Source organism: Paenibacillus sp. 4624, assembly GCF_050435065.1.
GTDB classification, from domain to species: Bacteria; Bacillota; Bacilli; order Paenibacillales; family Paenibacillaceae; genus Paenibacillus; species Paenibacillus amylolyticus_D.
This window is the reverse complement of sequence record NZ_JBNDJR010000018.1, coordinates 62,196-88,452: the sequence shown is the minus strand read 5'-3', so window position 1 is coordinate 88,452 and position 26,257 is coordinate 62,196. Positions and strand designations below refer to the sequence as shown.

General features: G+C 48.5%; 24 protein-coding genes and 1 riboswitch. Of the genes, 20 read left to right on the top strand and 4 right to left on the bottom strand.

Annotated features, from left to right (window positions below; genetic code table 11):
- From ABIE27_RS28350 to ABIE27_RS28335, 4 genes are all read left to right on the top strand, one after another.
- Window positions 1-429: hypothetical protein (locus ABIE27_RS28350; RefSeq protein ID WP_429352069.1), on the top strand; the 429-nt coding region annotated here is incomplete at its 5' end.
- A gap of 188 nt (window positions 430-617) precedes the next feature.
- Entirely contained in the window at window positions 618-1,355 is a 738-nt protein-coding gene (locus ABIE27_RS28345; RefSeq protein ID WP_123066835.1) for an ABC transporter ATP-binding protein, read from the top strand.
- 16 nt (window positions 1,356-1,371) lie between these two features.
- Entirely contained in the window at window positions 1,372-2,625 is a 1,254-nt protein-coding gene (locus ABIE27_RS28340) for an ABC transporter permease (RefSeq protein WP_429352068.1), read from the top strand.
- Between the two features lie 239 nt (window positions 2,626-2,864).
- Window positions 2,865-3,275: a hypothetical protein gene (locus ABIE27_RS28335; protein ID WP_123066837.1), complete on the top strand. Its 411-nt coding sequence runs from the start codon at window positions 2,865-2,867 to the stop codon at window positions 3,273-3,275.
- Between the two features lie 960 nt (window positions 3,276-4,235).
- Here ABIE27_RS28335 and ABIE27_RS28330 read toward each other — a convergent pair.
- Window positions 4,236-5,504 (bottom strand): NAD(P)/FAD-dependent oxidoreductase, encoded by a 1,269-nt coding sequence (locus tag ABIE27_RS28330; RefSeq protein ID WP_123066839.1) that lies wholly within the window; start codon window positions 5,502-5,504, stop codon window positions 4,236-4,238.
- 195 nt (window positions 5,505-5,699) lie between these two features.
- Between ABIE27_RS28330 and ABIE27_RS28325 the strand changes: the two genes are divergently transcribed.
- The 5 genes from ABIE27_RS28325 to mutY all read left to right on the top strand — a co-directional run bounded on the left by ABIE27_RS28325 (window position 5,700) and on the right by mutY (window position 11,209).
- A complete protein-coding gene (locus ABIE27_RS28325) occupies window positions 5,700-7,394 on the top strand; it encodes a two-component system sensor histidine kinase NtrB (protein WP_161557042.1) in 1,695 nt (564 codons plus the stop codon).
- Between the two features lie 221 nt (window positions 7,395-7,615).
- A complete protein-coding gene (locus ABIE27_RS28320) occupies window positions 7,616-8,050 on the top strand; it encodes a BrxA/BrxB family bacilliredoxin (RefSeq protein WP_123066841.1) in 435 nt (144 codons plus the stop codon).
- A gap of 187 nt (window positions 8,051-8,237) precedes the next feature.
- Window positions 8,238-9,047 carry an ammonia-dependent NAD(+) synthetase gene (gene nadE / locus ABIE27_RS28315; RefSeq protein WP_123066842.1) on the top strand — a complete coding sequence of 270 codons (810 nt, stop codon included), beginning with the start codon at window positions 8,238-8,240 and terminating at the stop codon, window positions 9,045-9,047.
- A 303-nt stretch (window positions 9,048-9,350) separates the two neighbouring features.
- The gene (acpS, locus tag ABIE27_RS28310; protein ID WP_123066843.1) at window positions 9,351-9,767 is read left to right on the top strand and encodes a holo-ACP synthase; all 417 of its coding nucleotides are present in this window, start codon (window positions 9,351-9,353) and stop codon (window positions 9,765-9,767) included.
- A gap of 173 nt (window positions 9,768-9,940) precedes the next feature.
- Window positions 9,941-11,209: an A/G-specific adenine glycosylase gene (gene mutY, locus ABIE27_RS28305; protein ID WP_123066844.1), complete on the top strand. Its 1,269-nt coding sequence runs from the start codon at window positions 9,941-9,943 to the stop codon at window positions 11,207-11,209.
- 64 nt (window positions 11,210-11,273) lie between these two features.
- Here mutY and ABIE27_RS28300 read toward each other — a convergent pair whose 3' ends face one another.
- Entirely contained in the window at window positions 11,274-11,885 is a 612-nt protein-coding gene (locus ABIE27_RS28300; RefSeq protein ID WP_429352067.1) for a superoxide dismutase, read from the bottom strand.
- A gap of 418 nt (window positions 11,886-12,303) precedes the next feature.
- Here ABIE27_RS28300 and ABIE27_RS28295 point away from each other — a divergent pair, with 418 nt between their 5' ends.
- The 8 genes from ABIE27_RS28295 to ABIE27_RS28260 all read left to right on the top strand — a co-directional run bounded on the left by ABIE27_RS28295 (window position 12,304) and on the right by ABIE27_RS28260 (window position 19,346).
- On the top strand, window positions 12,304-12,729 hold the full coding sequence (locus ABIE27_RS28295) for a GNAT family N-acetyltransferase (RefSeq protein ID WP_090924581.1): 426 nt from the start codon (window positions 12,304-12,306) through the stop codon (window positions 12,727-12,729).
- A gap of 300 nt (window positions 12,730-13,029) precedes the next feature.
- Entirely contained in the window at window positions 13,030-13,635 is a 606-nt protein-coding gene (lepB, locus tag ABIE27_RS28290; protein ID WP_429352066.1) for a signal peptidase I, read from the top strand.
- A 184-nt stretch (window positions 13,636-13,819) separates the two neighbouring features.
- Window positions 13,820-15,769 (top strand): tRNA epoxyqueuosine(34) reductase QueG, encoded by a 1,950-nt coding sequence (gene queG / locus ABIE27_RS28285; protein WP_429352065.1) that lies wholly within the window; start codon window positions 13,820-13,822, stop codon window positions 15,767-15,769.
- Window positions 15,770-15,784: 15 nt separating this feature from the next.
- Window positions 15,785-16,810, top strand: a complete 1,026-nt coding sequence (locus tag ABIE27_RS28280) for an HD-GYP domain-containing protein (RefSeq protein ID WP_123066847.1) — start codon at window positions 15,785-15,787, stop codon at window positions 16,808-16,810.
- A gap of 176 nt (window positions 16,811-16,986) precedes the next feature.
- Window positions 16,987-17,250, top strand: coding sequence for a YneF family protein (locus ABIE27_RS28275; protein WP_123066848.1), 264 nt, complete (start codon window positions 16,987-16,989; stop codon window positions 17,248-17,250).
- A gap of 56 nt (window positions 17,251-17,306) precedes the next feature.
- Complete coding sequence (gene folE, locus ABIE27_RS28270; protein WP_090924577.1) at window positions 17,307-17,900, top strand: GTP cyclohydrolase I FolE; 594 nt, start codon at window positions 17,307-17,309, stop codon at window positions 17,898-17,900.
- A 275-nt stretch (window positions 17,901-18,175) separates the two neighbouring features.
- Window positions 18,176-19,048 (top strand): lipoate--protein ligase family protein, encoded by an 873-nt coding sequence (locus ABIE27_RS28265; protein ID WP_123066849.1) that lies wholly within the window; start codon window positions 18,176-18,178, stop codon window positions 19,046-19,048.
- Window positions 19,049-19,121: 73 nt separating this feature from the next.
- The gene (locus ABIE27_RS28260; protein WP_090924575.1) at window positions 19,122-19,346 is read left to right on the top strand and encodes a hypothetical protein; all 225 of its coding nucleotides are present in this window, start codon (window positions 19,122-19,124) and stop codon (window positions 19,344-19,346) included.
- 241 nt (window positions 19,347-19,587) lie between these two features.
- Here the strand turns inward: ABIE27_RS28260 and ABIE27_RS28255 are convergent, their stop codons facing one another.
- Window positions 19,588-20,886 (bottom strand): Fe-Mn family superoxide dismutase, encoded by a 1,299-nt coding sequence (locus tag ABIE27_RS28255; RefSeq protein ID WP_123066850.1) that lies wholly within the window; start codon window positions 20,884-20,886, stop codon window positions 19,588-19,590.
- Between the two features lie 298 nt (window positions 20,887-21,184).
- Window positions 21,185-22,204 (bottom strand): alpha/beta hydrolase, encoded by a 1,020-nt coding sequence (locus ABIE27_RS28250; protein ID WP_429352064.1) that lies wholly within the window; start codon window positions 22,202-22,204, stop codon window positions 21,185-21,187.
- Window positions 22,205-22,627: 423 nt separating this feature from the next.
- On the opposite strand from ABIE27_RS28250, the gene ABIE27_RS28245 reads away from it, so the two are divergent.
- The 3 genes from ABIE27_RS28245 to thiC all read left to right on the top strand — a co-directional run bounded on the left by ABIE27_RS28245 (window position 22,628) and on the right by thiC (window position 25,855).
- Window positions 22,628-23,371 (top strand): IclR family transcriptional regulator, encoded by a 744-nt coding sequence (locus ABIE27_RS28245; RefSeq protein ID WP_090924571.1) that lies wholly within the window; start codon window positions 22,628-22,630, stop codon window positions 23,369-23,371.
- Window positions 23,372-23,532: 161 nt separating this feature from the next.
- A riboswitch (TPP riboswitch) is annotated at window positions 23,533-23,646 on the top strand.
- The gene (locus ABIE27_RS28240) at window positions 23,643-23,969 is read left to right on the top strand and encodes a hypothetical protein (RefSeq protein ID WP_151458122.1); all 327 of its coding nucleotides are present in this window, start codon (window positions 23,643-23,645) and stop codon (window positions 23,967-23,969) included. Its footprint overlaps the riboswitch before it by 4 nt.
- A 65-nt stretch (window positions 23,970-24,034) precedes the next feature.
- Window positions 24,035-25,855 (top strand): phosphomethylpyrimidine synthase ThiC, encoded by a 1,821-nt coding sequence (thiC, locus tag ABIE27_RS28235; protein ID WP_240037216.1) that lies wholly within the window; start codon window positions 24,035-24,037, stop codon window positions 25,853-25,855.
- The last annotated feature ends 402 nt before the right edge of the window (window positions 25,856-26,257 follow it).

Below are 26,257 nucleotides of genomic sequence, written 5' to 3'. Positions count from 1 at the left end.
GGAGAGAGTGCAACGATGGCTCAATCCGAGCGCAGCAGTAACGGGAATGACCGTGAGCGTACCGCAAGCAGCAGCTATGCCAGCGAAAGCCGCGGCATGCTCGATCTGGGTCTGAACGCGAAAGCGGAAGGAGAGAGTGCAACGATGGCTCAATCCGAGCGCAGCAGTAACGGGAATGACCGTGAGCGTACCGCAAGCAGCAGCTATGCCAGCGAAAGCCGCGGTAAGCTGGATTTGGGTCTGAACGCGAAAGCGGAAGGAGAGAGTGCAACGATGGCTCAATCCGAGCGCAACAGTAACGGGAATGACCGTGAGCGTACCGCAAGCAGCAGCTATGCCAGCGAAAGTCGGGGTAAGCTCGATCTGGGTCTGAACGCTAATGCGGATGCAGAAAGCGAAACGATGACCATGGTGGAGAGCAATCGGTAATATGAGTTTTTCACTGTAACATGAAGAAGCAGGGGCTCCGGAACCCCTGCTTCTTTTTATGGGATTAGAAACAATAGAATTGAATGGCTTACTTTTTGCTCAATTTGATCAAACATGATACTCAAAACTCATTTACAATATAAATAGTTCATCACGTAAAAATGGATAAGAACAGGAGTGGTTAAGCCATGCAATATGCATCGCAGGAAGAAACAGCTTTATCTAATTCCATTCTGAACGTACATATTCGCGAAGCAGGTTACGCACCAGGGCAGTCTACGATCCGGAATATTCGAATGCACGTGGCGCCGGGAGAGTTGGTCGGGATTATCGGGCCCAATGGTGCAGGTAAAAGTACAACCATCAAGACATTGCTTGGCCTGCTGGAGCATGCCGATTATGATGTAACCATTGGTGGGGAAGGGCGTTACGCCTACGTTCCCGAACAGCCTGTTTTTTACGAGTACATGACCTTGTGGGAACATCTTGATCTGGCCGCCGCAGCATATGAAATAGAAGAAGAGGTATTTGTTTCGAGAGCAGAAGAACTGTTAGCCCGTTTTGGTATGGATCATGTCCGTAATGATCTTCCAGCGAGTTTCTCGAAGGGCATGCGTCAGAAAATGATGCTCATGATCGGATTTCTCTCTTCACCGGATATCTATATTGTGGACGAGCCATTTATCGGTTTAGATCCACGTGCAACAAAGGATTTTCTGAAATTACTTGATGATGAGCGCCGCCGAGGAGCGGGCGTGTTAATGTCTACACATGTGCTCGATACGGCTGAACGGATCTGTGACCGTTTTATTCTGATTGCTGCCGGCAGGTCGGCTGCGGAAGGAACGTTGAATGAAATTCGTGCTACGGCGGGAATGCCGGAAGCATCTTTGTTTGATTGCTTTGACACGTTAACATCGGATTGAAGAAAGGAGAAACCTGATGGTTGAGCCCAAACGTTATACCCCGCATCTTCTATATCAGAGAAGACAGAAAGAGCATCTTCGAGAACAGTGGCGCAACTTCAAACTTGTGGTGGACTGGACAGTCTGGCTGTATCTGCTGATTCCAGGTCTGCTATATTTTATCGGCTGGTATGCCAGTCTGTGGACGAACGCATTGCCAACATGGGCAACCAGTATATCATTCCCTCTACTAACGGGGATTCTCGAACTGATCATCCTGACGGGTGGAGTTCTGCTTTTTATCGAGGAAGCCGATGTATTATTCTTGAAATCCAGAACGGTCTGGATGCGAACATTGATGATGCGCGGGCTTTGGCGGGTGACGGTGTTACAATTTGGAAAAATGATGCTTATTACCGCGTTTGTTGCGCCGCTGCTCGTTCGTGTATACGAGATGTCTCTTTTACAGATTGTGCTGACAAGTTTCTGGTTGGGAACCGTAGCGTCACTTCAAGTCATTGCTATACATATAATTAAAGTTCGATATACGGGATGGCGGCGCTGGCTTTCATTGGCCTCACTTGTGATCGCCATGGGATGGATGACTGTTCGCACATCCGCTTGGATGTTAGGGGACATGTATACGTGGAAAATGATGCTCAGTATTGCCGCCGTTCTGCTGCTGCTCATTACGATGATCCAGATGAGATTACGTATGAAAGGTACGTTTGAGGGCGATGTGCGCGAGGATTTGCGAAGCAGGCTCAGGTTGACCGCACTGATGTTAAGTCAGGCCGTGAGCAAGCCGAAGTCTCCGCAGACACGAACAATCGTATTCCGTAAACCTCGCAAGTTATTCCGTAAACGCTCCATTCGAAATCGGACAGCGGAGATCGCATTTAAAGCATTTCTTCGTAATTCCGAGACGTTGAAATTGTATTTGCAACTAGGTGGGTTGTCTATCGCAGCGGTAGCCTTGCCGCCGTTTCCGGTCAATGTCATCGTGTGTGGGTTACTGGTGATCATGCTCACCGTGATGTTGTACCGTGCATGGGATGGACTGGCAACCTCGGAGTATGTTCAGCTTGTCACCTATGATTCTGCTGCGCTGCATGAGGCAGGCTCCATCATGGTGCGTATGTTGTTACTTCCACTTGTTGCGCTGATGGGATATGTCATGGGAGTGTTTTGGCTGGGCTGGCTTCCCGGTTTTCTGACTGCTGCATGCACGGCGGCATTGGGTTATGTTGTAGTGTCCGTTGAAGGCTTGATCAGACAGACCCGTTCATGATTTTGCAAAAACGTGCTTGAAAGGATTTGCTACCGAGGACGCATATCACATATGTTTACTGCCCATCCTATAGAAGAAAGGTTTTGTGAATTACATCAGTGTCATGAGTCATAAGTGTCATAGGAGTCATGAATGTTATGGGTGTCCTGTTCATGTATGTCTTGATTCATGGATGTCTTGATTTTCAATAGGTTTCACAGACCGAGGATAGAAATATCTATAGTAAGGAGGCGTAGAGTATGATGGATAACGGTGAGCTTCAAGTGCATTTTTCCGATCCTTCGGCACTGCTTGAGGCAAAAGCAACCTTGGAGGAATTAGGCTATAAGCCATATCAATCTGCACCACTTGAATTATATATTCCGACGGATCGGCAGGACCCGCAATCCGCAGTAGAGATCGTGCAATCACATGGAGGGAGTGCGGTGTTTGCTTCCTCAGTGGATGAACCGGATCAGTTCCAAAATGTATCCATTCCGGCACATGTAGTGAACGAGGACTGGGACGAGAGCTATGCGCGCGGCGGGAGCCAAACGGTAAATTACGGTCACAACATTGATCAAAGTGTAGATCAGGGAGAGCATAATTATAGTGATGATCCGGTTTATGATGATTCGGCAGATGGATTTTCCGGTAGCGTTAAAGCCTGAGGTGAGAACTACGAACTAGTGGAGATGGGGAAAAGAGGAAGACGGTACCAAAGGTTAGAATGAAAGTGGCCACAACATCAGTACCGGATGCCATCAACAACTGTAATAACGTGACAACAACAGTACTAAGAACAGTACCAAGAACAGTACCAAGAACAGTACCAAGAACAGTACCAAGAACAGTACCAAGAACAGTACCAAGAACAGTAACCAAAACAGTCCTAACAACACTACCAATTGCAGTCCTGTACCAACATACTAGCCCGCAACTATGTTGCATTAAAGGGCAAGGTGTATCTGGAACTCCAATTAGAGCTGTAAAGAATAGTTGTTAAAGCAGAGCAAAAGGCACCCTGATCATGGATAATGACATATGGGGTGCCTTTTTTTGCACAATCGTATGATGCATTTTATGTCATTGGCCCATCGGCCAGTGTTGTACCTGATCATTTTCTAACGATCACAGGGAATGCTATTTGCTCGATTTTGAGGTGTTTGAAAATCTAACGATCTCCAGAGAAGTTATTTTGGCAGAAATGAATCATTTCAAGCTGGAAAGGCCTGTTTGGTGCCAAATAGCGTTCCTGGTGATCGTTAGAATTTAAAAAGGGTCAATTTTCACGAAATAAGGTTCGTGGTGATCGTTAGCGCTTGGACCACGTTCAAAGCGACTCACCAACTATCAGCATCACACCGAAACGGACCACAACACCCGACACTAGCCAATGTATTGATGAGCACATTAAAGCCACGTCTACAACGTGCATACAACACCGATACCTGACAAATGACAAGCAACATTCCACCACAGCAGTCTGCACCTAGACATACTTCGCTCACCCTACGTCAACATCGTTAGGCACAGGCACTTGCCGTCGACCATGGCCGACGAAAGTGAAAAGTAGAACACCAACCACCAAACACCAACCACCACACACCACACATCAAACACCAAATTACCTACACGTTAGCATGTCTGTACTCCGCGGCATGCATACCCGCAGTATACCCTGTAGAGAAAGCAGCGGTGATGTTATAGCCGCCAGTATAACCGTGAATATCGAGTACCTCGCCGCAAAAGAATAGTCCAGGCAGCAGCTTGGATTCCATCGTTTTAGGGTATATTTCCTTTAAGTGAACCCCACCTCCGGTAACAAAGGCTTCTTTAAGCGATCTTGTGCCGTCTACGCGGAAAGTAAAGGACTTCATCAATTCGCACAGATGGTTTAACATACCTTTTGGAAAATGGTGAAATGTCAGATCATCCCCGATCTCGGCACGTTTCATCAATAGAGGAATCAGACGCTCAGGCACCCATGTTCTCAAAATATTTTTGACAGCCTTGCGCGACTCTTGCTCTAGGCCTTGCTTCACTTGTGCTTCCAGCGCAGCAGGGGTAAAGTCAGGGAAGAGGTCGATACTCATGGTGACCTGTGTATTCCCTGATTTCATCTGAACCTTGCGAATAAATTGACTGCAACGCAGAGCAACCGGGCCAGATACGCCAAAATGAGTGAAAAGCATGTCTCCACGATGGGAGATAACCGTTTTGCCTTTGGCATCGAGTACAGACAGTGCGATATCACGCAGGGACAAGCCCTGCAGTTCTTTAGACTGAATCCAGCTCTCTCCAGATACAATTGGCACTTCGGTTGGATATAACTCTGTGATGGTATGACCAGCTGCCTCAGCCCAAGGGTATCCGTCACCTGTGGAACCGGTTTGCGGCACAGATTTGCCGCCTGTTGCAATAATGACGGAGCGGCCGTGAATGATTTTGCCTGAAGCCAGCTTAACACCCTGCACTTGCTGACCGTTCTGAATAACTTCTTTCACAGGTTCTTTAGTACGAATCTCGACGCCAAGGGATACAATTTTCCCGACTAACGCATCAACAACCGTTTTGGCTTTGTCTGTGACGGGGAACATTCGGCCGTTGTCTTCTTCTTTCAAGGCAATGCCGAGATTTTCAAAAAAACGCATGATGCCCTGATTGTCCAGATTTTGAAACGAGCTGTATAAAAACCGTCCATTACCCGGAATATGTCGAATCAGTTCATCCGTTTCTTTGGCATTGGTTACATTACAGCGTCCTCCGCCGGAAATACCCAGTTTACGTCCCAATTGATCTCCTTTATCCAGTAACAGGACGGAGGCTCCATGCTCGGCCGCAGCTACACAAGCCATCAGACCTGCTGAACCGCCGCCGATTACGATAACGTCATACATATATAATTACCTTCTTTTTTGATTAATTTTGTCTGGTTTTTATAGACAATGTCTGCTGCTGCTTTTTTCTGAAATCAGACAGGGTAATACGGTGTTCTATTTTGCAGTCTTAAGCGATATATTGTAATATACTGTCGCCTATGTTTTAATCAGAATTAAATGAGGGAATGTGCAGGTAGAGGAGGAGATGACGTTGTGGTTGCGTTAAAGGACATTCTTTTACAAGTACTGCTGGCCGGATCGGCAGTATTCCTGATTCCCTTATTTTATCTGGGTCTCTCCAAACAACAGGTCATGCGAATGGATCACGCAGATAAAGTCAATTTCAGCTTTGCGGCAACAAGTGTCATCAGCATGCTGCTCTGTCTGATTTTTGCATTATCCGTAGGTTCCGAGACCGTTCCTATATCCCTGAGTATTATCCCGGTCACTCTTGCGATTCTATATTGTAAAGCCCACATAGGCGCTGCCTTGTCCATTCTACATATTCTCTTCTATTTTCTATTAGCACATCCCTATAATCTGTACGGATTTCTTCTTCATACGGGAATACTTCTCTATCCTATTGTATGGTTGTCTGCCAAACGATTCAAGCATAATACATGTTCCCGCAAAATGAATACGGTCATCGCGCTGATTACCGCTGAACTGGCTGTTGCAAGTCTGTTATGGATGGTTTATGTCTATCCTGATACGACATATTCCAAGCTTTATCTGATTTTGTCAGCACTTGGATATATGGCAGGTGCATTGGCTGCTGGGAGCATGAGTCAGTTGTGGCTGGATCGGATGGGACGTTATCGCGGAATGGAACAGCAACTGTCTGAGGTGCATCACCATTACATGAGTGAAACAGAGAAACTGCACCAGATTTTGAATGCAGTACCTCTTTCTATAGCCACGGTAGATGTCGAAGGCAAAGTTGTGTTTGTAAACGAACTGATGAAGCAAACGGCAAAAGAACAGCTTCCATGCACATCGGCACATAACTTAATTGGGCATCACGCCAGTCAATTTGTTGAGCAAGAACAGGCGGATAAGATGGAGCACAGCATCCAGCAAGCGGTTGTGCATGGTGAAGTAAGTGTGCTGACGGTGCGATACGGCTCGCATGTATTTCTTTCCCGAACTGTGCCGATCTATGCTTATGCTGCGGAAGGCTCGAAGGAAGTCTCGGGAGCAATACTCATTATTCAGGATGTTACCGAGCTTGAGATGCTGCGCAGCGAACTTGATAATGTGGATCGTCTAAGCTTGGTGGGACAGATGGCGGCAAGCATCACGCATGAGGTACGCAATCCGATGGCTGTGGTGCGAGGGTTTCTGCAGTTAATGCAGGAAAAGAGTCCTGATTCCCTGAATCATTATTATCGAATCGTTATGGAGGAGCTCGACAGAGCGAACAGTATCATCAATGATTTTCTGTCCCTGGCTCAGAACCGTATAGCAGAAAAAGAAGAATCACAATTACACGATATCATTCATGAACTTAGTCCTTTGCTATGGGCAGACGCCAACCTAAGAGGTCAGAGCATCGAACTGATGCTGGCCCATAATGTGCCGAAGCTGCATCTAAATGCGAAAGAAATCAAACAGGTCGTATTGAATCTTGCTCGTAACGGAATGGAAGCGATGACCGAAAAAGGTGTGCTTACCTTGGAAACCCGGATGGTTGATGACAGGGTGGAACTGTGTGTACACGATACGGGGCCGGGGATACCGCCAGTGAAGCAGGAAAAGCTGTTTGAACCGTTTTATACAACCAAAGCAAAAGGAACCGGACTGGGATTATCCATGTGTCTGAGCATTGTCGAACGCCATAATGGCACAATTACCGTTGAATCCGAAGAAGGGCATGGAACGACGTTCAAGGTTGCCTTTCAGCGTTAGCGTGTCAGCATATTTTGCCAGACCATTAGCCATAATAAGTGAGAGAAAGCTGTTCCGCAGGTGTTGTCTGAACCTTGCTTTCATTGCATGGGGATGTATAATAGGAATAGCACAGCGTGTATCCATTTTTTTCGATATGGACGCATTCGTTTGTGCATAGCTATTGTCCTCTAACTTTTCAAACGAGATCATAGAACAACCATTATAAGGAGTGAAACTGAATGTCGATGTCATTTGATCAATACATGAGAGATATGGTTCAGCCAATGCGGGATGAGCTGACTCGTCTGGGAATCCAGGAGCTGCGCACACCGGAAGAGGTTGAAGCAAGCTTGCCGGATGCTAAAGGAACAGCACTGGTTGTAATTAACTCTGTATGCGGATGTGCAGCAGGTCAATGTCGTCCAGGGGTTGCTCAGGCACTTCAGAACGATATTACACCGGATCACCTTTACACCGTATTTGCAGGTCAAGACAAGGAAGCAACGGCAAAGGCTCGTGAATTCTTTGCGCCATATCCACCATCCTCACCGTCGATTGCTTTGATGAAAGACGGAGAACTCGTTCACTTTATCGAGCGTCACCAAGTGGAAGATCGTTCTGCAGAGGAGATCGCGGCTGACCTGACAAGTGCGTTTGAACGTTACTGCCGTTAATCCGCTTCATAGAACGCCCCGCACCTCGGATGCCCGATGCCGGGGCGTTTCATTTTGGACAGATCAGGTTATTGAACCTTTCGAACCTTTCTAGCTGGACATCAAATCACCTTTCAAGCCAAGTATCAAAATACCTTTCAAATGGGGCATCAAAATCCTATTCATGTAGAAACGGGGTGTATGAACGATGAGTTTGCAACAACAGATCATCGCTGAATTGAAGGTTAAACCGAGCATTAATGAAGCTGAGGAAGTACGCAAGCGTGTGGACTTTCTGAAAACGTATGTAAAAAATTCCGGCACCAAAGGACTGCTCATTGCTATTAGCGGCGGTATTGACAGTGCTGTAGCGACAGCCCTTTGCAAACAAGCCACGGACGAGCTTACTGCAGAAAACAATCAAGAATACAAAACGCTGGGTGTGTTCCAGCCTTATGGAGAGCAAGCGGATATCCAGGATAGCTATGCTGTAGCGAAAGCATACGATCTGAAATATGTCGTGGAAACAAACATCGAAGATGCCGTGAATGAAATTGCGTTGGAAGTGGAGCAGGGCTTCAAATCCCTGGGGAGTCCGCGCCACATGACTCACCAAGGCAAAGGTAATGTGAAAGCCAGAACACGTATGGTGATGCAATATGCGCTTTCATTTGAAGAAAACCTGCTGGTCGTAGGTACGGATCATGCATCCGAAGCGATTACAGGCTTTTACACCAAATGGGGCGATGGAGCGGTGGATATTACGCCACTGAGCACACTCAACAAGCGTCAGGTTCGTCAGCTGGCTGCTTACCTGAAAGTGCCGCAATCCATTCTGGACAAAGCTCCTTCGGCTGGACTATGGGAAGGGCAAACGGATGAGGACGAGCTGGGCATCTCATACGAGGCGAACAGCGATTACCTTGAGGGCAAGCAGATTGACCCGGCTGCACAAGAGCGCTTAGAGGCGTTTTACACACGCACACATCACAAACGGAATGCGATTCCTGGTATTTAATGCCGGGAATTTAGAATAAATTCGAGCAACGTGTTTTATTTTGAAAATGATTCGTTGCTTGAAAAAAGAGTCACTGCCCTGAGCAGCGGCTCTTTTTGTTGTATGATCTCAACCGCGCTACTCGTTATTATCACGGTGAATACTTGCGGATCAGAAAATTTTAGCAAAAGTGGGAATGTGGATAACAGGTGCTCGCATCCATGCACGCCTCCTGCTACAATAGAATACGTGTTCGGAAAGATACGGATTCGTTGAAGTAAGGATTATCTTTTACAGCCTAAAAGATTAAGCAGGTGAATCGTTATGATATATGGCATTGGCAACGATGTATTAGAGATTGAACGGTCGCGCAGGTTGCTGTCTGGTCGTCAGGCAGAGGCGTTTATGAAGCGTATTTTAACTCCGGCTGAACGAGAAATTGCGGCTAGGCGCGGGAAACGAATGGCGGAGTTTGTATCCGGACGTTTTGCGGCCAAAGAGGCAGTGTCCAAAGCATTCGGGTGTGGGATCGGCGCTGTCATGGGTTTTCAAGACATCGAAGTGTTACCTGATCCGTCCGGTCGTCCGGTCGCTACAGTGTCTAGTCAGGCCTGGGAGCGGCTTCGGCTACCATGTGTTCAGAGGTACCAGATTCACCTAAGCATTACACATCAGACGGAGCTGGCGGCCGCATTTGCCATTGTGGAGCAGATACATGAAGTGAACGGGGAAGAGACGTAAGGGAAATGGACAGGTATGAATAGGTGCAGAGTACGGTTGACCCGCTTGAGGAATACCCGCATGGCTGAGGTCGACGGATAGCCGTAATCATTAGACCAGATAGCCGTGGCACCGCCTTTTCATTTATATAGTGAACTTTTCGGAAAATTGGGGATACAGGGAAGGAAGGGCATATGGGTTTACAAGAACAGAAACGACATTTCAGCGTGAATTTGCTGGAGTGGTACATGATTAATCGTCGGGATTTGCCGTGGCGCCGCCACAACAATCCGTATTTTACTTGGGTTTCGGAAATTATGCTGCAACAGACGCGCGTAGATACGGTGATTCCGTATTTTAACCGATTTATCGGGAATTTCCCGACTGTTCAGGCTCTTGCCGAGGCACCGGAGGAAGAGGTGCTGAAAAATTGGGAAGGGCTCGGATATTATTCGAGGGCGCGTAATCTTCAGGCGGCGGCTAAGCAGGTTATGGAGTTGCACGGCGGAGAGATGCCGCAAGACAAGCAGAGCGTCTTTGCGTTAAAAGGAGTCGGCCCGTATACAGCCGGCGCCATTCTCAGCATTGCCTTCAACCAGCCGCAGCCAGCGGTGGACGGCAATGTGATGCGGGTGCTGTCCCGATATTTCCTCATTGATGAGGATATTATGAAGGGCAGCACCCGGGTTTTGATGGAAGAGCTCGCGGGAGAGCTCATTCCGGAAGGGCGGGCGCGTGATTTCAACCAGGCGCTAATGGAACTTGGCGCGCTGGTGTGCACACCCAAAGCGCCGCATTGCTTGACTTGCCCGGTGATGGAGCAATGTTCCGGCAGAATTGCCGGAAGGGAGCTTACGTTGCCGGTCAAGACCAAAGCGAAGCCGCCGCGCCCTGAGCAGCGGCTGGTTGCCCTGGTGGAAGGCCGCGGTGCTCATCGCGGCCGTGTGCTTGTGCGCCAGCGCCCAGAGACAGGCCTGCTGGCCCGGATGTGGGAGCTGCCGCATGTGCTGGCGGCACCTGCCGCAGCGGGTAAGGCGGCAGCGCCGCTGGCGGATGAGCCGGCCATGGCTTTGCTGGCCGGCAGTCTGTGGGCGGAAGGCTTCGCTGCCCGCCCGGAAGGGCTGGCTACCCATGCGGAGCATGTGTTCAGCCACATTGTTTGGAGCCTGCAGGTGTACAAGTGCACCGAGCAGGACCAGAGCAGTGAGCTTCCGCTGATCGCCGCGGAAGCTAGAGCCGCCTACGATGCACAGGCGGCATCACAGGCGGAAGCAGCTCCAGCTGCAGAGTCATCTGCATCTACCGCCGCTCGTGCGGCGCAGGAAGCCCTGACAGGTAAAGGCGATGGCCTCACGTATCAGTGGATTGGCCCGGAAGATATGGAGAAGCTGGCTTTCCCTAATGTCTTTTTGAAGCTTCTTCGGAACTATTTTGCTGGCGCCTATGATGAGGCAACGGAGTAATCAACAACAAAGAGCCTGAGTCGATCACAAGGATCGATTCAGGCTCTTTTATTCGAACAGCGTCTTACTTCGCTGCTGCGTAACGTTTGTTTACTTCATCCCAGTTGATTACGTTCCAGAATGCACCGATGTAATCAGGACGTTTGTTTTGATATTTCAGGTAGTACGCGTGCTCCCATACGTCAAGACCCAGAACTGGAGTCAGACCTTCGAAGAGCGGGCTGTCTTGGTTAGGCGTGCTAGTGATGGACAATTTGCCGTCTTTGCCTACAACGAGCCATGCCCAGCCGGAACCGAAACGAGTTGTAGCTGCTTTAGCGAAGTCTTCTTTGAACTTGTCAAAGCCGCCCAGTTCGCTGTCGATTGCTGCTGCGATGTCACCTGTAGGTGCGCCACCGCCGTTAGGTCCGATGATTTCCCAGAACAAGCTGTGGTTAGCATGTCCGCCGCCGTTGTTACGAACCGCTGTGCGGATGCTTTCCGGTACGCTGTCCAGATTAGCGATCAGATCTTCCAAGCTTTTGCTTTGCAGTTCAGGAGCGCTTTCCAGAGCTGCGTTCAAGTTAGTTACGTAAGTGTTGTGATGGCGATCGTGGTGAATTTCCATTGTTTGCGCATCGATATGTGGTTCCAGTGCGTCGTTAGCGTAAGGAAGTGCCGGTAATTGAAAAGCCATAGTGAAATACCTCCTGAGATTTTGTGATTTGTTGTTAAGGTACATATGTAATAATACCCTTGTCACTATTATTAAACCGCATTCGGGATAATTAATCAACATTTTTGTTTATTAAGTCCCTCGAACCGTTAATCAAAAGCTAGGCCAGAGATAACAAACATATTTTACCCATTATGACTAAAATTATAATATTTTGACGGAAATAATCGATAAAAATCAAAGTTAATCATTGTAAACGTTTACAATAAAGCGCTTACAGAAGAAAATGCGTGTTTTCTGGAGTAAAGTATGGTTTAATTGACGGAGAAGCGGTATTTTCTCGTTTTTTGTCATTATATGAACATCGGGTTTTTGGTAAAAGGGGATTCCCTTTTTTGTAAAACCTCATCTTAAGCTAACGAAAAGGGAGATTTCAAACATGCACGTTCGTTCCTTTCAGTTGAGTGATGCAAGCCAGATGACGGAGCTTCTCCAGGTTGCACTATCGGAAGAGTGTTATGAAAACACGATGGGCCCGTTTGCCCGTCAATTGTCATGGGATTCTGATCTGATCATGGTTGCGGAAGAAGAGGGAGACCTCGTCGGCGCATTGATCGGTACGATTGATCAAAACCAGGGATGCATCTATCGTATTGCGGTTCATCCAGACTATCGTCGCCGCGGTGTCGGCAAAACACTTGTCGAGGCTATGGAACAGCGATTCCAGCAGCGCAAAGTCAGCCAGATATGGGTGGCCGGTGATGAGCACAACAAAGCAGCCATGCCTTTGTACGAAGCAATGGGGTATGGTGCCAATAAGATCCTGAGTGCTTTCCAGAAACTTAGTATTTTGTCCAAGGCTTAATCGATGCAGGTAAATTCGGTGTAGTTAGATAAAGAAATAAAGAGAGTTTCATTTTCATATTAGGCATGTCTGTTCACGCATCATGGCGTGATAGATATGCCTTTTCTATTTATATGAGGAGGCAGCGCTAGATATGCATCCTTTTTTTATTTTTCCAAAGCGTGCACTTATAAAGATTGTATGGTTCAGAATTCTGGTGACCATCTCCAATTGTTTCGCTCTTCCAAATAGAGTAGACTGAAAAGGAGTACGACCAAGGTTATACGTTATAATCTACAAACTGATAAATGAGGTGTCTCTTTGAATTCTAATATGCCTTCTATGGAGCATTCGACGTTTGAGGAGCAAAATCAGAAGCCTGTCCCAGAGCAAGCAGGAAAGTCCTGGACAGCTGAATTGTGGGACTGGGTGAAGACCATTGTGGTGGCCTTTGTGATCATGATGTTGCTGAACCTGTTTGTATTCAATCTGTCGATGGTCAAAGGACAGTCTATGCAGCCAACGCTGGTCGAGTCCGATCGTCTGTTTGTGAACAAGATGGTCTATCATTTCGGTGAACCAGCCCGGTCGGATGTGATCGTTCTTCGTGATCCGAGTGAAGATGCAGGCAAGAAGGATTTTCTGGTGAAACGAATCGTTGGACTTCCTGGAGATACAATTGAGGTCAAAGACCATCATCTATATGTAAATGGTGTTCAGCAGGCAGAGAGTTACACCGACATTGAGGTACAGGACCCTGATTTTGGGCCGCTTACGCTGGCATCGGATCATTTCTTCGTCATGGGAGATAATCGTCATGAAGGCAAAAGCAAGGACAGCCGTGTGTTTGGGAGTATAACTTCCAGCGAGATTGTCGGCAAAGCCGAGTTTATTTTCTGGCCATTCTCCGAGATGAAAAAGCTGTAAAATGTTGGACTACAACAACTTCGAAGCGCAATTTGCGTTTAACCATACAGGCACGTAGACTGTACATTTAATCTGATGCAAGACATATATCGTTATAGTTCAGCGCCTGGTCTCTTAAGTGAGGCGGGCGTTCATTGTTTAAAGATAACGAGATTACGTGCCTTATAGAAAAGAGGGAAGAACAATGACGAACGTACGGACCGGGGCAGCACAGGCCGCCTCCGTATGGGAAGCGTTAAAGCAGGAGATCAAGGCGGCAGGCCCGGAACTGGGAATAGATGATATTGGATTCGCTTCAGCGGACCCTTTTATTTCTTTGAAGTCACTGCTGGAGCAGTCTCGGGATAAGGGATACGCGTCAGGATTTGAAGAAGCGGATATTGAAAAAAGAGTGCATCCCGCCCTGCCGGATAGCGAACCTGCTTCCCTGATCGCCATAGCTGTAGCTTATCCGTCCAAAATGGTTAATCCGCCGAAGTCGGAGCCTGGCGCGTACCGCGGCATTTTTGCTCGTTCGGCTTGGGGGCAGGATTATCACCAGGTGCTTCGCGCGGCGATGGACAAGCTGGTGAACTTTATCCGTGAACGCGTACCGGAAGCGATCATTGAAAGTATGGTGGACACAGGTGTGCTTGTGGATCGTGCCGTATCGCAACGGGCGGGGATCGGGTTCAGTGCCAAGAACTGCTCGATTATATCGCCCAAATTCGGTTCGTGGATATTCCTGGGGGAGCTTGTCACGAACATTCCGTTCCCGCCGGATACTCCCGTAACTGAGGATTGCGGGGAATGCACGAAATGCATTGATGCCTGCCCTACAGGTGCGCTGGTTGGCCCTGGCCAATTGAACGCGCAGCGTTGTATTTCTTTTCTGACCCAGACAAAAGGGTTCTTAGATGAAGAGTTTATGTTGAAAATAGGCAACCGCCTGTACGGTTGTGATACATGTCAGATTGTATGTCCGAAAAATCGGGGCAAAAACTGGGATCATCATCCCGAGTTTCATCCCGATCCTGAGGTTGTAAAACCTTTGCTGTTGCCGCTGCTGGATATCGGCAACCGTGAATTCAAGGAACGTTTCGGTCAAAGCTCTGCCGCTTGGCGGGGCAAAAAGCCGATCCAGCGCAATGCGGTCATTGCACTAGGCAATTTCAAAGACAAAAGCGCTGTACCGAAACTAACGCAGGTACTGAAGCGTGATCCGCGTCCGGAACTGCGGGGAACCGCTGCCTGGGCGCTGAGCAGAATTGGAGGAGAAGATGCCATGAGAGCTATTGGGGAAGCTGCCGCGATCGAACAAGATGGGAACGTGCTAAGTATGCTGCAGAAGGCCAAGGAGAGATTGTTATCGTCCGAGACCTTACCCGATCCGTCACAGGCGGAACAAGTGAATGTGGCGAAGCAAGTGCACGCGATAGAGCAAGAACGAGTAGACATAGAGGGCGTTGTGAAAGACGGACAAACCGAATTTTTATCTCAGATAAGAGATACGGAGTTTGGAAAGGACATTCAGTGGACTACGAACGGTAGTAAGAGTGAAGGTGAAGGTGAGCCGGAGCAGTCCGTCTCCTCTGGCAGATCCGAAGCAGCTGCATGGAAGCCGTCTGCAGTAACTGGGCTTCACGGCAAGCCTGTGTATTATGATGAGGTGCTGACACCGATCGGGACACTTACCGTATGTGCAACCGATGAAGGACTGTGTCATATCGATTTTGGTGCTTTTCATGTTCGGGAAGCTCATCTGCAACAATGGGCCCGTACGTGGGTCGGTGAATATCGATATGAGAAAAATGAAGAGAGGCTCAGCGAAGCTGCTAAACAGCTAGGGCAGTATTTTGCTGGGGAAAGAACGACATTTGACTTGAAGCTTAAGCAGTATGGGACTGCATTCCAGCTACAAGTTTGGGAGGTTCTGTCCGATATATCTTATGGAGAAGCCTTAACCCACCAAGAGGTTGCGGAAAAGATCGGCAGGCCCAAAGCTGTACGTGCAGTTTTGGATGCTATTAGCAAGAACCCAATCCCGATTATTATTCCCTGTCATCGCATGAGCGGTAAAGACGGCACCCTGGTGGGTTACGCAGGCGGTCTGCAAACCAAGGAGCAATTGCTCGCATTGGAGCAGCAATCGTAAGAGCGGGGGACGTTCATGAAGTATGTAAACGTGGAAAGCGTGGAGGCGGGTGAGATTCTGGGCAAGACGGTGTACTCCAGTAACGGTACGGTATTGTTGTCTGCCGGAGTCGAACTTACCGTGTTTATGGTCAATACGCTGAAGCGTATCGGGGTAACCACGCTGTACATCCAGGATGAAGCGTTTAAAGATGTGGATACAGAAGATATTCTGGATGAAGCCACGAAACGGGCCATTATCAATGAGATGAGCGTTACGCTGGAAGCGGTCCGGTCCGGGAAAGACTGGAGCCCGAAGAAAGTTGCGCTCAGTATAGACAAATTATTGAATGATGTGCTAAACGGGCGAGAATTGCTGGTGCAGTTAACCGATATCCGAACCCAAGACAATGCACAATATGTTCATGCGATGAATGTCTGTTTGTTGTCTTCGGTTATTGGGCTGAATATGGGGCTTAACTACAATCAGCTCAAGGATCTGGCTGTAGGCGCCCTGCTGCATGATATTGGAAAAGTAGGTGAAACTCCTGGCACGATGCCTTCTTCAAAGCTGCATCATACATGGCGTGGCTTTGAAGTGATCAAGAATAAACGTGAGTTCAGCTTGCTTGTTGCTCACACTGCGCTACAGCATCATGAACATGAAGATGGCAGTGGTGTACCAAGGGGCATCAGGGGCAAAGATATCCATCTATTCGCCAAAATTGTCAGTGCGGCTAACATCTATGATAATCTCATTAACGGTTTGTCAGGTAGCAGCATGTTGCCGCACGAAGCGTGTGAGGAGATGATGGCGATGTCCGGAACGAAGCTGGACCGGGATATCCTGATTGAGTTTAACAAAAGTGTATCCGTATATCCTAACGGGACGGCTGTTCGGTTGTCTACGAAGGAAACGGGCGTCATTGTTCGGCAACACCGGGGTCTGCCAGGCAGACCGATCATTCGGGTGGCTCGCGGCAGCACACGCTATTCGCTGGATGTCGTTGAGATTGATCTGGCCAAGCAAACAACGGTCTTTATCGAAGGTGTGCTGACTTAAGCAGGAAAACTGGAAAATGCGTTTGCTCAGGACGTGTGGAAATGCTATGATAACTCTCAGGAAATCAGGTCAGTGTTATGTTTGCATCGTGGTATAATCTTCATCATTCATGATGTGTACAAGCACAGATCATCAGTTTTTTTAGATTGCATATTGCATACAGAGGTGTCTAAGAGATGGAGATTGTAATACCGATTATTACATTGATTGTGGGTCTGGTCGGTGGATTTTTCATCGGGGTGTTCTACCTGCGTAAACAGCTTGAGAAAATGCAAAGCGACCCTGACATGTTACAGAAAATGGCGAAGCAAATGGGTTATAACCTGAATGGCAAGCAAATGCAGCGTGCCCAGCAGATGATGAAGAACCAGCAGCCAGGCGCAAAAATGCCTCAGCCGACTCAACATCCTGCGCGTAAAAACTCGGGCCGCCGAAAATAATAGCTGTGGGTAATTAAATCGCTTGCAGGATGTGGTTCGAAAGGAGGCGCTTGGCAGTGGCTGGCGTGAAAGATTATTTGAATTCCAAAGTATCCGACAATCGGGAGAAGATCGAGTATCATGTCGAACAGATTCTCAAATTGATCGGAGAAGATAGCACACGTGAAGGACTTCTGGAAACGCCTGCGCGTGTAACCCGGATGTACGAAGAGATTTTTGGCGGATATGAAGTAGATCCCCGTGACGTGTTGGGTGTCACCTTTGACGAGAATCACGAAGAGCTGGTTATCGTGAAAGATATCGTGTACTACAGCCAGTGCGAGCACCATATGGCACCGTTTTTTGGTAAAGTCCATATTGGATATATACCTAGCGGAAAAATTGTGGGTCTGAGCAAGATGGCACGCCTGGTTGAAGCGGTAACGCGTCGTCTTCAAGTACAGGAACGTATTACATCACAGATTGCGGACATTTTGACAGAAGCGGTTGCACCGCATGGTGTGATGGTTGTCGTTGAAGGTGAGCACTTGTGCATGTGCTCCCGCGGCGTGAAGAAACCGGGCAGTAAGACGGTAACCTCTGCTGTACGTGGATCTTTCCGTGATAATCCTGCACAGCGTGCCGAGTTTCTGTCTTTGGTCAAAGAGTAATACTAGGGCGTGTCTTGAAACCTACTGAAGTGCATCTTTTCCCCCTTTTTCGCCCCCTGCTACGTCACTTCCCCTTGACGTGCCCTGGCACGCCTGCGGGAAACTTCCTTGCTTGGAACGGAAATTTGGAAAAATCTGCTTTCTTCAGCGTTTTCAGACACGCCCTAAATAAGCCGAGTTCCTTGGGGAACCGGCTTATTTATATAGGGCTTTTTTTCGTATTTGTCGGAGGGACTGAAACTACATATGAATTCGATAGTCGGAGGTTATGGACGATGAATATACCTTCCCAATCCAATCAACTGCCTGAGCCGGAGAAGAGCGAGTTGATTGTACAAAGGATATCCGCTGAGAAGCATTCATCGCTGCGTTTGCAAATTTGGGAGACACCGCTTATGCGTCGTGACAGCAGTGTGCTTGACGCTTTTGCATGGGAAGAAGTGATGTGCAGACGCGTGGGGGCAGGCCATCTGCCTGTTGCTCATATATGGCGGCATCCAGATGCCTTTGTGGCCGGCTTACGCGACCGAAGGCTGCCTCGGGCAGTCGAAGCGATGGATGCTATTAGAGGTCAGGGGACGGCTGTCTGTGTAAGGCCTTCTGGTGGTGCCGCAGTTCCGTTGAATCCGGGTGTTGTCAATGTGTCGCTGATTTTGCCCAATCCGGGGCACGCCATTAATATTCATGATGATTTCCGCGAGATGGCTTCGATCATTGCCGAGTCGTTAACTCCCTGGTCAACTCAGGCGCAGACCGGAGAAGTACAGGGGGCGTTCTGTCCTGGGGATTATGATGTCAGTGTGGGTGGTTTGAAATTTTGCGGCATTGCCCAGCGGCGTCAGGCCAAAGCCTACATCATTACAGCATTTATCATTGTGGAAGGTCAGGGGGATCGGCTTGCTGCGGAGGTGCGTAAATTCTATGAAGAGGCCTCGGGGGGAGTAGCCGAGGGATATCCTGAGGTAAAGCCCGGAACTATGGCAAGTTTGCAAGAGCTGGCAGGGGTGCCATCCACGGCTGCGTATACGGCTTCGTTGGTACGCACACTGCGTAGCAGATATCCTCATGCAGAGACAGAACGGGTGCTTTCTGTTGATGCGGATGATGTGTCTCTGACGACAGAACAGATGAAACAGCGCTACGACTGAGTTCTTTTGCAGGTAGGCTTGGAATTGGTGAAGAGAGATGGTATGATGTGATTTCGGAAGGAGAGGATTTAGAGTGGAAACATTGCGATATACATACCTGTATGAAGTCATTTCGACAGGTGAAAAATCAGAATTTAGCCAAATGGCAACCAGTAAAGAAGAGGCTGCTGCTTTGATTGTGGCACGTATTGCTGATCTGGAGTTCACAGAAGAGTCCGATATCAAACTGGGCGATCTGATCGCCATCAGCAAACAGGTTGGGGACAACTATGTAGCTTGCGAGGGCTGTGCTTCTTAACATAGGTATATTATGTATGAAGTCGATATTTAGGCGAATCTCTAATGAGAGGTTCGCTTTTTTTGTTATTTCTTCTACAATTCAAGCAGATAACATCGCATATACATGGGTTTTATCCTATTATAGAAATAACGCCAACAGGTTTCAAAGAGATATCTTTCAGTCATAGACTGGAGATATCTCATTTTTTATTTGTTTTAGTTAGATATTGGATTTAATATCCCACAGGTGCTACAACATTCTAATAAGGCGGCCATAGCAGCTTGCGCGCGGTCTCGTACCGTTCAGCAACAGCAGGCCAGTAGACGACATTCCACCAGTCTTCAATGTACTTTTTGCGTTCATTTTGATGCTTGAGATAGTAGGCGTGCTCCCATACATCCAGTGGCAGGAGTGGAACGATATCCGATTGGGACAGATTCTGATGTTTTTCAGCCTGCAAAATTTCCAAGCGGTGAGCTCGCGGACTCCAGACCAGCATTGCCCAGCCGCTGCCTTCCACCTTGTTTGCCGCCTCGGTAAATTGATTTTTGAAAGCTTCATAGCTGCCAAAATCACGTTTGATCTGCTCTGCAAGCATGCCTGTAGGTTTACCGCCACCTACCGGGTTCATAATGGTCCAGAAGATGGTATGCAGATAATGTCCTGCTCCATTAAAAGCTAGCTCACGTTCCCAATGTTTGATGAGTTCAAAATTGTTCTTTTTCCGGGATTCAGCCAGCTTCTTCTCCGCAACGTTCAAACCGTCCACATAGGACTGATGGTGCTTGTCATGGTGAATGCGCATCGTTAGTTCGTCAATATGCGGCTCCAGCGCATTATACGCGTAAGGGAGCGGAGGTAACGTATGCCCGCCAATAGGAACCGGCTTTTCTTTTACCGGGGCAGAAGCAGGCAGAGTTTCGGCAGGAGCGGTACCACCCGTCGAAGGTTGGAGTGGCGACGATTGCACCTGCGCGGAAGCCGAAGGGGATATATTGGCATTGGTTTGCCCGGCCGAAGATGTTTGTGACTCCGCTGCTTCTAGACGTACGTCTGAAGCCGCCTTGGAGTTAATGTTGTGCAGTGCATTCTCTAGCAGCATCGATGAGGCTGGTTCTGTTTCCCGCAAAATGCCGGGCTGGCTCAGCGTTTCTAATACCCCCAGGAAATACTCCGACTCGCGGATGATATGCAAAATGAAGGTTTTAGCAAGTGGGACCGCGCGCACCGCTGTACTTTGCTCAAGCATGATATACAGCTGCTTTATAAACTCTCTGGACTGATGCTGTGCTGTCCGGACGAGTTGATCGATACTTCGCATGATATAGGGAGCTGGCGGCTGCGTTGCAGGCAATAGCTGTTTTATCAGCTGATTCGCCATTCGCTCACTGTTCGCAAAGGCTGCTTCCCATTCCTCCAGAAGTTTAACGTAGGAGGGCTCGAGGTCAGGAATCAGTGTGCGAATGATGAGTGTATGTTCTTTTTCTTGCTCTTTCCAGAAACGGATTTCTTCCAGCGTCCGCAGAGGCAACAAATGGCCGTATCCATCGCAGTTCATATGTGTTATACCTCCAATCTTTCAGATTTTTTGAATAAAAAACCACTTCTTTCAAGGCATGTGCCAAAATACAAATCCGCTCTTCGTTCAAGTGCCATTGCTCTGTCTCAACAATGTATTCTTGTGAAGTATTGTCCTATGTGTATAAAAAAAGAGCCCCTGAGGGCTCTAAACACATCGAATGCTGTATACCATTTTGATTGGTGAAACGGAAAATTTCTGAATCGCTCGTGATCTTTGCTTGTTGATCTGCCAGTTAACAAGATAACATAACAGGGTTACGGGCTAAATTAACTTATTACTGTTGATTTTGTTGTACTTCCTCACTGATTGTCTTCGTCACGTGACTAAGGAAAGTCGAAACGCGGCGTAGATATTCCTTCGGGTGCTCACGAAAGATCAGTTCATGATGCGCGCCTTGCACAATCCATTCTTCTGAATAAGGATTCGTCTGATTGGCGGCAAGCTGTTCAGCAATCGGGTAAGGGGCCTTCTCATCTTCTGTGCCGTGAATAAAGAAGATCGGGAACGGATAGTCCTTTTTCTTCACTTCCTGATAGGGTATTTGTTGTAGGCCGGTACCGTTCAAGACCGGGAAGAGCAACTTCATAATCTCCAGCGTTGGTTGACGCGGCAAATTAATCTGATTATGAATGTTGTGGTACAACGTATCCGGCTCCAGCAGGAAGGTGCTGTCCAGAATCATAGCATCCACTTCTTTGGTCAGCAGTCCAGTTTGCAGAGCTGTCCCTGCGCCCATGGAAAATCCCCAGACAACCAGTTCCTGCGCACCGCGCTGTTTTGCAAACTGAATGGCTCCCAGCAATTGCTGAGACTCGGCTTTACCGCCAGTAGCTACCGCCCGGTTCACCTGAGAGGCAAAGCCGTAATCGAACATGACCACATTAAACCCGAGCTGGTGCGCGTAATGGGCAAGGTCATACATAGGCACCCAGGTTTCCTCACGATTCGCCCCATAGCCGTGGCTGAAGATGATCGTTTTACCTGTATCGGTATTCGCAGGGATATACCAGCCTTGCATCGTTCGGCTGCCGTCGGCTGCAGGGAATGTAATATTCTCATATTTCATGTTTTTGGCCTGCATCGGGTTTGAAAATACCGGTGCGACCGTAGGGTTGGAGAGTACCCATGCAATATAACCGTGTAAGGCAATAAAACAAAACAACAGAAAAAATACAACGGAGAGCAGCAACGCTACGACAATATGTTTGAACCGAATCAGCCTCGGTGACAACGAAGAGGGCAGATCGGACACTTTGGTATGCAGCGGGGCTTCACTCTGGGATGTCGAATACATGCACGCCCCTCCTTTGAGTTTCGGTTGAGGATAAATATGGATAAGATCATAACAGTGTGAAAATAGCATATAGGTGCTTTTTAGCACGTATTCATGACGATGACATTCTGATGCTAAAGTCATGCTTTTGTTCTTTTATCTGAATTGGTTCCCTGTCTTTATCGTATGTCCCGATATAGTCAAAGTCAATTGATTGGAGGCATTTGTTACGCAATTGTTATATAGTGCTTAAGATGTAGAGGTAACAATTCCATAGTGTGTAAATTACAGGAGATTACGATAGGCAAAATGGATATCCTTGTTCTTTTCTTTGTTTGCAAATCATCTTCAAAACGCTTCTTTCTGGTTTACAGATGAGACCGTTTCTCATATAATTTATGTAACCAAGTTTCATGTGATGAAACATGAGGAGGGCATCATGCCATGGAAGACCGCAAGTTAACCGTCCGGGCTGTAGAACGGGCGCTGGATATATTATTATGTTTTACCACGCGCAGTGATCTTGGACTCACCGAAATTGCCAGCCAGATCGGTTTGCACAAAAGTACGGTGCATCGATTGATGGCTACACTGGAGGATCGGGGGTTCGTGATACGTGATGCAGCAACCGAAAAGTATCGGCTGGGTATTCGGATCTGGGAGCTGTCAGCGCATATGTCACGTAGTGATGATCCTGCAATTTTGCTTTTACCTGCAATGGAGAGACTGCGCGATCGTTTGGGCGAGACGGTAAGTCTTTATCTTCGTGACGGCGGTGAGCGGATTCGGATTCAGGCCGTGCAGAGTGATCAGGCGATTCGGCGGGTCGCGCCTGTAGGTGTCAGACTGCCGCTTTCCGTAGGCGCTTCCAGCAAAGTGTTAATGGCATTTGCCGCAGATGAGGATCGGGAGGAACTGATGAATGGGCCGGAATGGCCTGTATTCATCGATCCGGCCGTGTATCTGGCACAGATGGAAGACATTCGTGTGAGCGGATATGCAACGAGTTATGAGGAGCGCGAGCCGGGAGCTGCCGCTGTGTCCGTGCCAATTATGGATCGCAGAGGCAACATTGCAGCAGCACTTTCCGTGTCTGGACCTGTTAGCAGGCTCTCGCAAGAGACACTACATGAGTACGCACCTGTGTTGAAAGAAGCAGCGGTGCAAATGGGATTGATGTTGCCATAGGGGCGGGCTCTTGCTTGAAGTTTTGCTCAAAAGGAATTTTCTCTCTGGAATATTAAGGTTGTATTTATGTCCAGATTACGCTACTCTGTAATGGACGACCCGGCGGGGTCGGTTGAATGTTATTTTTCAAGTTGAACAGCGGCTTGATCGCCGCAATACGTTTACGTTACTGGGGGAGTCCGAATTGTCCGGACTGAGACGGGATCGCATGAGATTCCGGACCCTTTGCACCTGATCTGGATCATACCAGCGTAGGGAAGTAATCGGCCACATGACCACAAACACCACAGTCGTTAACCCGGGATCAATGCTGTATGGCAGAAGATGCCCTTGTTGCGTGTATGGTGATGGACATCAGTCGGTTCCTTCGGAACCGGCTTTTTTATTTACAGCGGCAAGCAGAGATTCATGTGTTGTGTTTCACCATGGCAGTGACAGCATAACAATTGCGGCATACATGCCTGGATTTCTAGGTGATGTGATCGCGGTTCTCTCGTTGACTGTACATAAAAGTTGTCTCTTGGATCATTTTGGCTGCTTGTGCAGGGTCATTCCTGCTGTGCTTCTGTGCTCTGCATTTATCCAGACAGGTGTGTAAGTCAAAGCTGTCATAATGTTGGACGACATGGGCTAAAGAAGATCACAGAGGAGGAAACAGGAGACATGAATACAAGCAACCAAACGGGACAAGAGATAGGAATTGAGGAAATAGTTCGCGATGGTCATCCGGTGGAAAAGAAAACCGGAGCGGCTGGAGGGGTTCAACCCTTCCCGGGCAGCCGCAAAGTCTACATTCAGGGCTCACGACCGGACATTGCTGTACCGGAGCGTGAAATTGCCCTTCATGATACCCATACTCCCCAAGGGGTGGAGCATAATGAGCCGCTGCGTGTCTACGATACGAGCGGCCCGATGACCGATCCCGAATTCCAGATGGATATTCGTAAAGGATTACCTGCGCTCCGAAATCACTGGATCATGGAGCGCGGTGACGTAGAAGAATATAAGGGGCGAGCGGTTAAACCGGAGGATAACGGATTGAAGCCTGGAGGGCGAAGAGCCGGGGCAGAGGAGTATCCGGGATTCCGCGGGCAACCGTTACGTGCCCAGGCTGGGCGGTGTGTCACGCAGATGCATTATGCGCGGCAGGGTGTGATTACGCCAGAGATGGAGTACGCCGCTATTCGTGAAGGCGTAGAGCCTGAATTCGTGCGGCAGGAACTGGCGAGTGGCCGGGCGATTCTTCCATCCAACATCAATCACCCGGAGAGTGAGCCGATGCTGATTGGTCGTCATTTTCACGTGAAGATCAACGCTAATATCGGCAATTCCGCCGTATCTTCCTCCATTGAGGAAGAGGTGGAGAAGATGACCTGGGCTGTGCGCTGGGGATCGGATACAGTGATGGATCTCTCTACAGGCAAAGACATTCATACGACACGGGAATGGATCATCCGTAACTCCCCAGTGCCGATTGGTACGGTACCGCTCTATCAGGCGCTGGAGAAGGTGAATGGCGAGGCGGAGGCACTCACTTGGGAGTTGTACCGAGATACGCTGATTGAACAGGCGGAGCAGGGTGTGGACTATTTTACGATTCATGCAGGTGTGTTGCTCCGATATATTCCGATGACAGCGAAACGGATGACGGGCATTGTGTCTAGAGGCGGGTCAATTATGGCGGCGTGGTGCCTGGCACATCATCAGGAGAACTTTTTGTATACCCATTTTGAAGAAATCTGTGAAATTATGAAAAGGTATGACGTAGCATTCTCGCTTGGGGATGGACTGCGTCCAGGCAGCATCTACGACGCCAATGACGAGGCACAGATGGCAGAGCTGGCAACGCTCGGGGAATTAACACAGATCGCGTGGAAGCATGATGTACAGGTGATGATTGAAGGGCCGGGGCATGTACCGATGCACAAGATCAAGGAGAATGTGGATTTGCAGATGGAAATCTGCCAGGAAGCACCGTTTTATACCCTCGGGCCGCTGACTACAGACATTGCACCCGGATACGATCATATTACGTCTGCCATTGGTGCGGCGATGATTGGCTGGTTTGGTACGTCTATGCTCTGCTATGTTACACCGAAGGAGCATCTGGGGCTTCCGAACAAGGATGATGTGCGTGAAGGGGTTATTGCTTATAAAATAGCCGCCCATGCCGCCGATCTAGCCAAAGGCCACCCGCGCGCCCAGCGCCGGGATGATGCGCTGTCGAAGGCACGCTTTGAGTTCCGCTGGAGAGATCAGTTTAACTTGTCCCTGGACCCGGAACGGGCGCTGTCCTACCACGATGAGACGCTGCCCGCAGAAGGGGCGAAGGAGGCACATTTCTGTTCCATGTGCGGACCGAAGTTCTGCAGTATGCGCATCACGCAGGACATCCGTGCCTTTGCCGCTGATCGCGGCCTGAACGACGAGGAAGCGGTTGCCGCCGGGATGCAGGCGAAGGCTGAGGAGTACCGGGCGAGGTAATACTAGGGCGTGTCTTTAAACCACTGAAGTGAATCTTTTACCGGCCTTTTGCCCTTTATTGCGTCAGTTTCCCTTGACGTGCCCTGGCACGCCTGTGGGGAACTTCGTAGCTTGGAACGGATGTTTGGCAAAATAGGCTTCCTTCAGCGTTTTCAGACACGCCCTAATCAATTTTGTTCCATATACGAAACAAGATACCAGCGATTACAAATAATAGACCGTCGGACAATCTTAAATTACCTGCATGCAGGATAGCGGAACAACTCATACCTAATATGAACAGGATAAGAATATAAAGAAATTTCATAATATTAATTACCTCGTATCTTTATATTAAGGTGTCAGGTGGTTCCCCAATCTGTACAGAGAATAATCTAGATTCTAACGATCTCCACAAACCTT

Excerpts from the sequence above, each read along its gene's own strand:
- ABIE27_RS28345 (WP_123066835.1), top strand. The coding sequence starts at position 618 with ATGCAATATGCATCGCAGGAAGAAACAGCTTTATCTAATTCCATTCTG.
- ABIE27_RS28340 (WP_429352068.1), top strand. The coding sequence starts at position 1,372 with ATGGTTGAGCCCAAACGTTATACCCCGCATCTTCTATATCAGAGAAGA.
- ABIE27_RS28335 (WP_123066837.1), top strand. The coding sequence starts at position 2,865 with ATGATGGATAACGGTGAGCTTCAAGTGCATTTTTCCGATCCTTCGGCA.
- ABIE27_RS28330 (WP_123066839.1), bottom strand. The coding sequence starts at position 5,504 with ATGTATGACGTTATCGTAATCGGCGGCGGTTCAGCAGGTCTGATGGCT.
- ABIE27_RS28320 (WP_123066841.1), top strand. The coding sequence starts at position 7,616 with ATGTCGATGTCATTTGATCAATACATGAGAGATATGGTTCAGCCAATG.
- nadE (WP_123066842.1), top strand. The coding sequence starts at position 8,238 with ATGAGTTTGCAACAACAGATCATCGCTGAATTGAAGGTTAAACCGAGC.
- acpS (WP_123066843.1), top strand. The coding sequence starts at position 9,351 with ATGATATATGGCATTGGCAACGATGTATTAGAGATTGAACGGTCGCGC.
- mutY (WP_123066844.1), top strand. The coding sequence starts at position 9,941 with ATGGGTTTACAAGAACAGAAACGACATTTCAGCGTGAATTTGCTGGAG.
- ABIE27_RS28300 (WP_429352067.1), bottom strand. The coding sequence starts at position 11,885 with ATGGCTTTTCAATTACCGGCACTTCCTTACGCTAACGACGCACTGGAA.
- ABIE27_RS28295 (WP_090924581.1), top strand. The coding sequence starts at position 12,304 with ATGCACGTTCGTTCCTTTCAGTTGAGTGATGCAAGCCAGATGACGGAG.
- queG (WP_429352065.1), top strand. The coding sequence starts at position 13,820 with ATGACGAACGTACGGACCGGGGCAGCACAGGCCGCCTCCGTATGGGAA.
- ABIE27_RS28280 (WP_123066847.1), top strand. The coding sequence starts at position 15,785 with ATGAAGTATGTAAACGTGGAAAGCGTGGAGGCGGGTGAGATTCTGGGC.
- ABIE27_RS28275 (WP_123066848.1), top strand. The coding sequence starts at position 16,987 with ATGGAGATTGTAATACCGATTATTACATTGATTGTGGGTCTGGTCGGT.
- ABIE27_RS28265 (WP_123066849.1), top strand. The coding sequence starts at position 18,176 with ATGAATATACCTTCCCAATCCAATCAACTGCCTGAGCCGGAGAAGAGC.
- ABIE27_RS28255 (WP_123066850.1), bottom strand. The coding sequence starts at position 20,886 with ATGAACTGCGATGGATACGGCCATTTGTTGCCTCTGCGGACGCTGGAA.
- ABIE27_RS28250 (WP_429352064.1), bottom strand. The coding sequence starts at position 22,204 with ATGTATTCGACATCCCAGAGTGAAGCCCCGCTGCATACCAAAGTGTCC.
- ABIE27_RS28245 (WP_090924571.1), top strand. The coding sequence starts at position 22,628 with ATGGAAGACCGCAAGTTAACCGTCCGGGCTGTAGAACGGGCGCTGGAT.
- ABIE27_RS28240 (WP_151458122.1), top strand. The coding sequence starts at position 23,643 with ATGACCACAAACACCACAGTCGTTAACCCGGGATCAATGCTGTATGGC.
- thiC (WP_240037216.1), top strand. The coding sequence starts at position 24,035 with ATGAATACAAGCAACCAAACGGGACAAGAGATAGGAATTGAGGAAATA.